Source organism: Micromonospora sp. NPDC004540 (assembly GCF_040610095.1).
Classification (GTDB): Bacteria; Actinomycetota; Actinomycetes; order Mycobacteriales; family Micromonosporaceae; genus Micromonospora.
Map to the genome: position 1 here is coordinate 26,282 of NZ_JBEXLR010000061.1, position 10,137 is coordinate 36,418.

At 75.3% G+C, this 10,137-nt stretch carries 10 protein-coding genes; 5 read left to right on the forward strand and 5 right to left on the reverse strand.

The genetic code is table 11. From position 1 onward, the window contains the following. Positions 1-10 precede the first annotated feature (10 nt). On the forward strand, positions 11-877 hold the full coding sequence (locus ABZV78_RS20275) for an aldo/keto reductase (protein WP_355640644.1): 867 nt from the start codon (positions 11-13) through the stop codon (positions 875-877). Between the two features lie 76 nt (positions 878-953). Beyond that, on the forward strand, positions 954-2,531 hold the full coding sequence (locus ABZV78_RS20280; protein WP_355640646.1) for a GMC family oxidoreductase N-terminal domain-containing protein: 1,578 nt from the start codon (positions 954-956) through the stop codon (positions 2,529-2,531). 54 nt (positions 2,532-2,585) lie between these two features. Here ABZV78_RS20280 and ABZV78_RS20285 read toward each other — a convergent pair whose 3' ends face one another. Continuing rightward, positions 2,586-3,416 carry an alpha/beta fold hydrolase gene (locus tag ABZV78_RS20285; protein ID WP_355640648.1) on the reverse strand — a complete coding sequence of 277 codons (831 nt, stop codon included), beginning with the start codon at positions 3,414-3,416 and terminating at the stop codon, positions 2,586-2,588. A 224-nt stretch (positions 3,417-3,640) separates the two neighbouring features. Between ABZV78_RS20285 and ABZV78_RS20290 the strand changes: the two genes are divergently transcribed. Next, positions 3,641-4,987: a pentapeptide repeat-containing protein gene (locus ABZV78_RS20290; RefSeq protein ID WP_355640650.1), complete on the forward strand. Its 1,347-nt coding sequence runs from the start codon at positions 3,641-3,643 to the stop codon at positions 4,985-4,987. A 20-nt stretch (positions 4,988-5,007) separates the two neighbouring features. Here the strand turns inward: ABZV78_RS20290 and ABZV78_RS20295 are convergent, their stop codons facing one another. Further along, a complete protein-coding gene (locus ABZV78_RS20295) occupies positions 5,008-5,271 on the reverse strand; it encodes a DUF6244 family protein (protein WP_355640651.1) in 264 nt (87 codons plus the stop codon). Positions 5,272-5,308: 37 nt separating this feature from the next. After that, positions 5,309-5,527, reverse strand: a complete 219-nt coding sequence (locus ABZV78_RS20300; protein WP_355640652.1) for a winged helix-turn-helix domain-containing protein — start codon at positions 5,525-5,527, stop codon at positions 5,309-5,311. Between the two features lie 254 nt (positions 5,528-5,781). On the opposite strand from ABZV78_RS20300, the gene ABZV78_RS20305 reads away from it, so the two are divergent. After that, entirely contained in the window at positions 5,782-6,048 is a 267-nt protein-coding gene (locus ABZV78_RS20305; RefSeq protein WP_355640654.1) for a hypothetical protein, read from the forward strand. On the opposite strand, the gene ABZV78_RS20310 is transcribed toward ABZV78_RS20305, so the two are convergent. Together ABZV78_RS20310 and ABZV78_RS20315 are read right to left on the reverse strand one after the other, a co-directional pair. Next, on the reverse strand, positions 6,049-6,960 hold the full coding sequence (locus tag ABZV78_RS20310; protein ID WP_355640656.1) for a hypothetical protein: 912 nt from the start codon (positions 6,958-6,960) through the stop codon (positions 6,049-6,051). It abuts the gene before it with no gap. Further along, a complete protein-coding gene (locus ABZV78_RS20315; RefSeq protein WP_355640657.1) occupies positions 6,957-9,530 on the reverse strand; it encodes an FtsK/SpoIIIE domain-containing protein in 2,574 nt (857 codons plus the stop codon). Before ABZV78_RS20315 ends, ABZV78_RS20310 begins: the two co-directional genes overlap by 4 nt. Positions 9,531-9,721: 191 nt before the next feature. Between ABZV78_RS20315 and ABZV78_RS20320 the strand changes: the two genes are divergently transcribed. Further along, a partial coding sequence (locus ABZV78_RS20320) for an alkaline phosphatase PhoX (protein WP_355640661.1) occupies positions 9,722-10,137 on the forward strand: 416 nt, incomplete at its 3' end.

Sequence of the window (10,137 nt, forward strand, 5' to 3'; positions counted from 1 at the left end):
GAGGACCGCCATGGCGACCAACACCGGGCCCGCGAAGGCCTCGGGCACCTACCGGATCGGCGGTGACCTCCAGGTCGACCGGCTCGGCTACGGGGCCATGCAGCTCACCGGCCCGGGGGTCTGGGGCGATCCGAAGGACCCGGCCGAGGCCGTGCGGGTGCTGCGCCGGGCGTACGAGCTGGGCGTGACCTTCATCGACACCGCCGACTCCTACGGCCCCTTCGTCAGCGAGCTGCTGATCAGGGAGGCGCTGCACCCGTACGCCGAGGACCTGGTCATCGCGACCAAGGCCGGGCTGACCCGCTCCGGCCCCGGCGACTGGCGGCCGGTGGGCCGCCCCGAGTACCTGCGCCAGCAGTGCGAGCTGAGCCTGCGCCACCTGGGCCTGGACTGCATCCCGCTCTACCAGCTGCACCGGATCGACGAGAAGGTGCCGCTGGAGGACCAGCTCGGCGAGCTGGCGCTGCTCCGGCAGGAGGGGAAGGTGCGGCACATCGGGCTCTCCGAGGTGACCGTCGAGCAGATCGAGGCGGCCCAACGGATCACCCCGATCGTCTCGGTGCAGAACCTCTACAACCTCGCCGACCGCAGCGCGGAGGACGTGCTGGAGCACTGCGAGCGCAACGACCTGGGGTTCATCCCCTGGTTCCCCATCGCCACCGGCAACCTGGCCCGGCCGGGCGGCCCGCTGGACGCGATCTCCACCGACCACGGCGCGACGCCCGCGCAGCTCGCCCTCGCCTGGCTGTTGCGCCGGTCGCCGGTCATGCTGCCCATCCCGGGTACGTCCTCCGTGGCGCACCTGGAGGAGAACGTGGCCGCGGCCGAGGTGCGGCTCACCGACGACGAGTTCGAGGCGCTCGCCAAGGCGACCTGAGCCGGCCCTTTCCGTAGGGTGATCGAACCGCTACCGTCAGAGGGATTCTCACGCCCGGGACGAGTGGGGGTCCGGAGTGGACGGTTTCGACTATGTCGTCGTCGGTGCCGGAGCGGCCGGGTGCGTGCTGGCCAACCGGCTCACCGAGGACCCCGGCACCCGGGTGCTGCTCATCGAGGCGGGCGGCTGGGACCGCAGCCCATTCGTCCGCGTGCCCAAGGCGTTCGCCCGGCTGATGGACGACCCGCGCACCGCCTGGCACTATCCGGCGACCGTCGCGCCGGGGCGCCGGGAGACCTGGCAGCGCGGCCGGATGGTGGGCGGCTCGACCTCGATCAACGGCATGATCTGGAGCCGCGGCGCGGCGCCGGAGTGGGACGCGCTGGCGCCCCTCGGCTGGGGCTGGTCGACCATGCGGCCCATCTTCGAGCGGCTGGCGGACCACCCGTCGCGCGGCACCGGCAACCCGGTGCGCCTGTCCGTCGCCACCGGCACCGACCCGCTCTGTGAGGAGATGCTGGAGACCGGGGAGGAGCTGGGCTGGCGCCGGGTCGACGACCTCGACGCCGGCGACGGCGAGCGGATCGGCTACGTGACGGCCACCATCCACGCCGGGCGCCGGGTCAACGCCGCCGACGCCTTCCTGCATCCGGTACGGGACCGGCCGAACCTGACCGTCGCGGTCGACACGGTCGCGCTGCGCGTGCTGGTCGAGGACGGCCGGGCGGTCGGCGTACGGGTCGCCCACGGAGGCGGGGAGGTCGACCACCGGGCGGCTGCCGAGGTGATCCTCGCCGCGGGCGCCCTCGCCACCCCGCAGCTGCTGCAGGTCTCCGGCATCGGGCCGGCCGACACCCTACGCGCCGCCGGCGTCCCGGTGCTGCTCGACCGGCCCCGGGTGGGTGCGGGCCTGCGGGAACACCGGCCGATCCCGGTGCAGTACCGGCTCGCCGAGCCGGGCGGCTACAACCCGCGGCTCGGCACCCCGCTGGGGCAGGCCCGCGCCGCCCTGCGCTACCTGCTCACCCGCCGCGGTCCGCTCGCCCTGCCGGTGATGGACGTCGCGGCCCACGTCAAGTCCCGTCCGGAGCTGGACCGCCCGGACGTCCACCTGCTCATGGCGCCCTTCTCGGCGGCGCCGCCGCGTCCCGGCCGGGCGCTGGAGCTGGAGCGGGAGCCGGGCCTGCTCTGCCTCGGCACGGTGACCCGGCCCGACAGCGAGGGCAGCCTCGCCGTCACCGGCCCCGACCCCCGCACGCCGCCGGCGATCGTGGCGAACTACTTCGCCACCGCGCACGACCGCCGGGTTGCCGTGGACGCGTTCCGCCGGATGCGGGAGCTGTTCGCCACCGGGCCGATCGCCAAGCGGATCGTGGCGGAGACCCTGCCCGGACCGGCGATCCAGACGGACGAGGAGATCATCGAGGCCGGGCGGGCGCACGGCTACTGCGGCTACCACGCCATCGGGACCTGCGCCATGGGGTCGACCGACGACCACATCGTCGACCCCCAGCTCCGGGTACGCGGGGTGACCGGACTGCGGGTCGTCGACGCGTCGGTGCTGCCGGTGCTGGTGTCGGGCTGGACCAGCGCGCCGGTGACCGCGCTGGCCTGGCGGGCGGCCGATCTCATCCTCGGCCGGACCACCGAGTGACGGGCGGGCTCGACGGCCGCCGGCGCGCGGCGACCGTCGAGCCCGGGCCCATGGTCAGACCGCGAAGCAGTTGGGCCGGATCGCGGCGTCCGCGAGCGCCTGCCGGACGACCGTGTACGTGGTGCCGTCGAGGACCAGGCCCAGGTGACCGACGATCCGCAGCGGGCACCACGCCTGCACCAGGACGTTGGTGGCGCCGTCGGCGAGGGCGGCGTTGTCGACCGGGCGGACCAGTTCGTCCTGCCAGGTCCGGACGGTGGTCCAGCGGACCGTGCCCGGGGTGTCGTCGCCGGCGTTGAGGTCGGTGAGGAAGCTGGACCCGATGGACATCTGCTGGCAGGCGACGATGCCCGCACAGCTGCCCAGCACCAGGAAGTTGATGATGTTGGCGACGTAGGTGCCCTGTTGCGGGCTGCCGAGGCTGACGTAGTGGTCGACCTTGCCGGCGCCGCCGAGGAACTTGACGTACCAGCGGGAGACCAGCCCGCCCTCGGAGTGGGTGACCAGGTCCACCTTGGCCGCCCCGGTCGCGGCCCGGACCTGGTCCACGTAGGACGACAGGGCCCGGGCGGACTCGCGGATGTCGCCGAAGCCGAGGTTCGGCAACTGGTAGATGGAGACCCGGTAGCCGTCGGCACGCAGCCGGGCGGCGATCGGCTCGTAGGCGATGGAGATTCCGATCAGTCCGCCGACGACGACGACCGGGTTGGCGCCGGCGGCGGCGAGGCTGGTGGCTCCGGCCGTGGCGGCCTCGGCCGCGCTGGTGGTGGTGGCGCTCGCGGTGGTGGTCTCGCTGGTGGTGGTGGGCTCGGCGTGGGCGGCGGTGGCCGGGACGAGCAGGACGGTGACGGCGGTGGTGGCGGCCAGGATCGTTCGGAGCAGCATGGGCTGCACCTCCGGTGGGAGGCCCCGGTGAGCCGGGAGGACGGGTGGGGGGATCCGATCGATCGTGGAAACGATGATGCGTGTCCGATTTCACACACGTCAATGGAAAGTTACGCGGTGGTAACCCGTTGTTCCGCAGGACGCACGAATCGGCAATTAGGACAGACGGGTGGGGCCCTCCGCAGGTCCCCCGGCAGCCGGGCACGGATGGCATGCTGGGCGCCGTGTCCGCCCCACCGCCGCCGGAGAAGCCGCTCCGGGTGATGCCCTGGTGGTTGGCGCTGCTCGGGCTGCTGCTCGCCGTGCTGCTCGGCTGGCTCGTGCTGGACTGGCTGCTCGCCGAGGCCGACCGGGCCGCCCAACCCGACACCCGGGCCACGCTGCGCGTCGACGCCATCCGCACCGGTCTCACCGTGGTCGCCGGCACCGGCGGCGGGCTGGCGCTGCTGCTCGCCGCCCGTCGACAGTGGATCAACGAGCGCGGGCAGCGGCACCAGGAGGCCGTCGCCGCCCGCGATCAGGCGCACCGCGACCGGGTGCAGGAACACGCCGAGGCGGTCGCCGACGCCGGTCAGCGGCACCAGGATCGGCAGGCCGCGGCCGCGGAACACGATGCCGCCGAGCGGCGCCTCACCGAGCTCTACGTCCGGGCCATCGAGCTGGTCGGCAGCGACAACCCCGCGGTACGCCTCGGCGGCCTGCACGCCCTGGAACGGCTCGGTCAGGACAACCCGGTGCAGCGACCGACCATCGTGGCGGTGCTCTGCGCGTACCTCCGGATGCCGGCGCCCGACGACCCGCGCGAGACCGAGGTACGGCGCACCGCGCAGCGGATGCTCACCCGGCACCTCCGCGCGGACCGGGAGGGCTGGTGGCCCGGCATCGCACTGGACCTGACCGGCGCCCGGCTGGACGACTTCGACGCCACCGGCTGCACCCTGGTGGACCTCGACCTCACGGGCGCGGTGTGCACCGGCACCACCAGCTTTGCCGAGGCGGTCGTGCACGGCCGGCTGCGACTGGCCGCCGAGTTCGCCGACGCGGTGTTCGACGACCTCACCGGTGACGCGGAGGTCGTGCTGGACGATGCCCGCTTCACCGGCCGGGTGAGCTTCGACCGGGCCGACCTCGGCGCGCTGGCCTGCCGGGGGACGAGTTTCGCGGAGGTCTCCTTCCGCGGCACCACGCTGCGGCAGCCGAGCAGCTTCGACCGGGCCCGCTTCGCCGGCAGCGCCACCTTCCGCGAGGCGGTGTTCCTGGGTGGGCTGTCCGTGGAGCACGTCACCTTCGAGGGGTACGCGGGCTTCCGCCGGGCCCGGTTCGCCGACATGGCGCTGTTCCGCTGGACCGAGTTCGGCGCGGAGGCCTGGTTCGAGGGGGCCCGCTTCGAGGGGGCGGCCAACTTCGGCCGGGCCGTGTTCCACGGCCGGGCCCGCTTCGAGGGAGCGGTGTTCGCCCGCCGGCCACTGGTCGACCAGGCCCGTGCCTCGACGTCGGTGACCCACGTCTGGCCGCCCGACACGACCGTGAGCCGGCGCGACGACGAGTGGCTCGTCCTCACCGACCCCTGACCACCCTCACCGGCCGGCGCTCAGCTCCCCAGCGCCTGGACCTTGGCGATCGTCTCCTGGACGTGCTGGCGGGCCGGCTCACCGCCCTGCGCGGCGTGGGTCAGTGCCTGCCGGTAGGCGTCGATCATGTTGAGCAACGGTCCGGCCGCCACGCCCTCCAGCGCACCGGCCACCAGTGCCCGGGCCTCGGCGGCGTCCTGGGCCGCGGCGGCCGTCCTGGCCTTCGCCTCGTCCAGTTTCTGGGCCGCCGCCGCCAGCCTCGCGATGATGTCCGCTGCGCTCACGCGCCCTCCCCACGTCGCCGGGCTCGACCGGTCGGCATCAGCGCTCCGCCACGAACACACCCAGACCGTGCACGCCCTGCACCCATCCCTGCGTCTGCAGGACCAGGATCGCCTGGCGCACGACCGTCGCCGACACGCCGTGCTGTTCCTTGAGCTGCGCCGTGGACGGCAACTGATCGCCGGGCGCGAGGTCACCGGACTCGATCTGGCTTCGAATGTGGTCCGCGAGCTGTTCCCACTTGGGTTTGACGGGCATCTGTACTCCCAGGTCTGCACCGCCATTCGATCACGGGCCACTTCTCATGACAAGTAAGGTGATGTCGCGCTTGCTTTAAGTGACTAGTTGTGTAAAGTTCGAATGGACCGACTCCCAGGTCTGCAACCCGAGTTGGTCGTTCCCACCCGCGCAGAGCGCCCGGTCGGCCGGTCCCCCTGGACGGCCGGGCGTGCCCGTGGCGTGCCCGCAGTTCCCTCGCGCCTGGCCCCTTCGCGACCGGCAAGGAGACCATCATGGACAAGCCCGACGATCCGCCGGCGGTCCGTGGAACACCATGGGTGTCACACGGCCCGGGAGACACCCATGGCGTTCCACCCACCGACCAGACGGGCCGGACCTTCGTGTCGCGGCAGGACCTGGACGACGCCGACGACATCCTCTTCGCTCATCCGCCCCGGAAGGTCACCCGCTGGCTCTGCGGCTGCGGCGAGGACTGGCCGTGCCCGGACGTCCGCTTCGCCCAACTGGTCCGCCACGCGAGCGTCCGCGCCGTCCCCTGATCAGCTCAACAGCCGGAACAGCACCAGGTAGACGCAGAACAGCGACGGCGCGACCAGCGCGCAGATGACGAAGCCGAGCGGCACGTACCGCCCCGGCGGGGTCTCGCCGCCGATCACCGGGCGGCCCCAGCGCCCGAGCACGAGCTGTCCGGCCAGGAAGGACAGCAGCGGGACGCCGGCGCACGAGACGGCGGCCACGAGGTCGAGCCCGGTGGCCGGCAGCGGCGAGCCGATCAGCGCCACCAGCATGAGCAGCGAGCCGGCCAGCGCGCAGGCCGCGTAGACGGCGACCGCCCGGGCCGGCGCCGACCAGGTGGGCAGCAGCACGGGCCGCCGCGCCAGGGCCTCGGCCTGCTGCCCGTGCCGGTCGGCCTCGTCGGCGAGCCGCCCGGCCGCGGCCAGCTCCGTCGCCGGGTCACCCGCCCGGGGTCCCGGCACCGTCCCCTCGGGATACGCCCCGACACCCGGCGGCCCCGGCGCGGCGGCTGTTCCGCCGGTCACCCCGCCCCCGGTTCCGGGCGCCTCCGCGCCGGCCGGCACCGGCGCGGCCGTCCCGCCGGCAGGCCCGGCCGATCCCGCCACTGATGCAGTCGAACCCGCCCCTCCCCCGGCCGATCCCTGGGCAGGCGGGATCGAAGCCGGGCCGGCCAAGGTCGATCCCGCCTGCGGGGCGCCCACGGGGACCGCCGCGGTGCTCGGGGCCTCGGCCGGTACCGACCGCATCGGCAGGTTGATGGCCTGGCCGAGCTGGTCGAGGCGCTGCCCCTGGGCGGCGAGCCGCCGGCCGAGCCGGTCCACGGTGGACTGGAGGGTGCGGCGGCGTTCGGCCTCGGCGGCGACCGCCCGCTCGCCGCCCCGCTGCCGGGTGGAGAGCTCCCGCAGCAGGGCCGCGTACTCGTCGAACCCGCTCATGACGCGTCCCCGTCGGCGGCGTAGGGCACGACCAGGGCGGTGCGGTGCTCGTGCCGGTCGACCAGCAGCGCCCGACCGTCGCGCGGGGCGTAGCCGAGGTCGTGCGCGCCCAGGTGGAGCCCGAGGTCGGCGGCGGGCACGTTCAGCGCGACCAGGCAGGCCACGTCGTCGCGGTTCTGGCTGCCGCCCAGGTCCTCGGCGAGCCGGCGCAGCCCGCGCCACCAGCCGAGCACGTGCACCCCGTGCCCCGGACCCTGGCGCAGCACCGCCCGCAGGTCGTCGTGGCCGGAGCGGAACGTCTCCGGGTCGGTGGCGGCGAGCGCCCCGGCGGCGGCGTCCATCCCGAACACCACCAGGTAGGTCCGGCCGGCGCCCGGGTCGGGCGCGCCGGCCAGCTCGGCGAGGTGGGCGCGCAGCGCCGCCGCGTCGAGGCGGCGGACCGGGTGGCCGGTGGCGGCCAGGGTCATCGCCAGGTCGTCGGCGGTCTCCGTGGTCCCGGGCGCCAGCGGCGCGAACAGGAAGCGGGCCGTGGCGGGAGCGTGCTGCCGGGCCAGGCCGAGCGTGGCCGAGCGGAGCACGTCCGCCCCCGCGGCGGCGGTGCCGACCACGGCGAGGTGTCGGCCGGGCGCCGCGTCGAGGCGGAACGCGGCGGTGCTGCCGGCCACGTCGACGGTGCGCCCGACCAGGGCGAGCGGCGGCTCGGTGCCGGGGGCCAGGCCGGCCCAGGTGGGGTCGTCGGCGAGCCGGGGGGTCTCGTAGCCGCGGAACACCGCGGGTGGGCGGGCACCGGCGGGCCGGGCGGCGAACAGCTCGTGGCGCAGGGCGGCGAGCTCGGCCGCGGCGGCGTGCGCGTCGGGGAAGTGGACCTCGGTGTCCGCGCCGGCCGTGCCACCGGCGGTGTTGACCACGGCGGTGCCGAGGGTCAGCGTCTTCGCGGCGTCGTTGAGCGGGTCGAGCACTCCGCCTCCACCGGGCAGGGCGACCCGGAGCGGGAACTGGCCGAAGATCGCCTCGGCCCGGCCGTAGAGGGCCTCGATGCCGGTGGTGCTCTGGCTGGCCAGCACCAGGTGCAGGCCGTACGAGCGGCCCTTGCGGGCCAGCTCCTCGAGCAGGTCGACGGCCTGCCGGGCGAGCGGGTCGTTTCCGGCGAACAGGACGTGGAACTCGTCGACCACGGTGACGATCCGGGGCGGCCGGGCGTTCGGCGGCAGGTCGGCGAGCTTGCTGACGCCGTGCCGCTTGAGCAGGTCGGCGCGGCGGGTCAGCTCGGCGCGCAGCTCGCGCAGCACGGCCACGCCGTACTCGCGGTCGGACTCGATGCCGACCGCGCGGGCGTGCGGCAGCCAGGACGGGTCCCGCTCGGTGGGCACGAATTCGGTGAAGCTGACCCCCTCCTTGAAGTCGAGCAGGAGGAGCTGAAGTTCGGCCGGGGAGTAGCGGGCGGCCAGCCCGTAGAGCACGTCGAGCAGGAAGACCGTCTTGCCGGCGCCGGTGCGCCCGCCGACCAGCCAGTGCGGGGTGGCGTCGTCGAAGGCCACGGTGACGGGTTCCCGGCCGACGGCTCCAGGTCGCGGGGCGGCGTCAGACGCGCCGAGCGGGAGTTGTCGCCCGGCGCGGCCGAGCACGGTCCGCAGGCCGGCGCCGGACGACTCGGCCCAGCGGCGGGCCGGCAGCAGGTCGGCGAAGGTGACCGCGGTGGCCCGGCGGGCGGCCTCGGCGAGCCGCCGGGCCAGCGCGGTCACGGCGGCGTGGGACGGGTCGCCGTCGAGCACCACCGGGGCGGCCAGCCCGCTGCCGTCGGCGCTGAACGGCCGGCCGGGCGGGTCACCGACCAGGGCGTACCGCTCGTTGAGCCGGAGCTGGGTGGTGGCGCCGAGCGGCGGGGCCTCGCCCGGCCCGGCGGCCGGATGACCGGCCAGCAGCACGCAGACCGCCGCGGCGGGCCCGGCGTGGGTGAGCGCGGCGAGCCGCGCCAGCTCGCGCGGCGCCGGGGCGGACGCGGCGACCAGCAGCAGCAGCTCCCGGTCCTCGGGCACGGCCGCCTGGGCGCTCCGGGCGTGCCGTTCCGCCGCGTCGAGCAGAGCGGTCGTCTCCGCGACGGTGGTGGCGGCCGGGCCGAGCACACCCGCGTCGAGCAGCGGGCGCAGCGGCAGGAAGGCGGCGCCGAACGCGGCCGGGTCGATGCCGGCCACCCGGACCGTGCCGGCCGGCGCGGCGGCGAGCAGCCGCACCACGAGGGCCCGCAGCAGCTCGCCGACCCGAGGATCCCGGGCGTCGGTGTCGATCGCGAGGTGGGCGCCGGCGCCCAGCGGCACCAGTACCGGGAAGCCGCCGTCCACGGTGGTCGCCTCGCCGAGGCGTACCGGAACGGGGTGGGTGGCGGCGCGGGCGGTGCCGGGCACGGGGCCGGCCAGCTCGCCGCCGAGCCGGGCCAGCCGGGCGACCAGCTCGGGGCTGCCGACGGGCGCCGGGCCGGCGGCGGCCAGCGCCCGCCGGGCGGCCTCCCAGCGGCGCAGGGCCTCCCGGTGCAGAGCGACCGCCTGCCGGTACGCCGTCGCGAGCCTCCCCACCGTCCGCCCTCCGACGCCGCCGTACCTGATCGAGGGAACCCTAACGGACGTGCGCGGGCCCGGCACAGTACGCGGCGCGCACCCGACGTTGGGCCACTGTTCATCCCACGGTGGCCATTCCCGCCGGACGCCGTTCCCCCGGCCGAACTTGCCTTTGCCCTGAGCAACGATGTGAACAGGAAGGCGACGACGTGACCTCCTCCCCCATCTCCCGACGGGCCGTGCTGCACGGCGGCGCGGCCGCCGGCCTCGGCATCGTGGTGGCCGGCAGCCTGGACGCCATCGCCGGCCCGCCGGCGGCCCGGGCCGCGACCCGCCCGGCGGTCGGCTACGGCGACCTCGTGCCGGACCCGGCCGGCCTGCTGGCCCTGCCGCCCGGCTTCTCGTACACCATCGTCGCCCAGGCGGGCGTGACCCTGCTGGAGTCCGGGCAGGCCACCCCGAGCGACGCGGACGGCACCGGCTGCTTCCTCGGCCCCAACGGGTCGGTGCTCGTGAACAACCACGAGATCGGCGGCAGCGAGCCGTTCCCGGTGCCGGCGCTGGCCGGCCTGACCTACGACCCGGGTGCCCGGGGCGGCACCACCACCATCGAGGTGGACCAGCA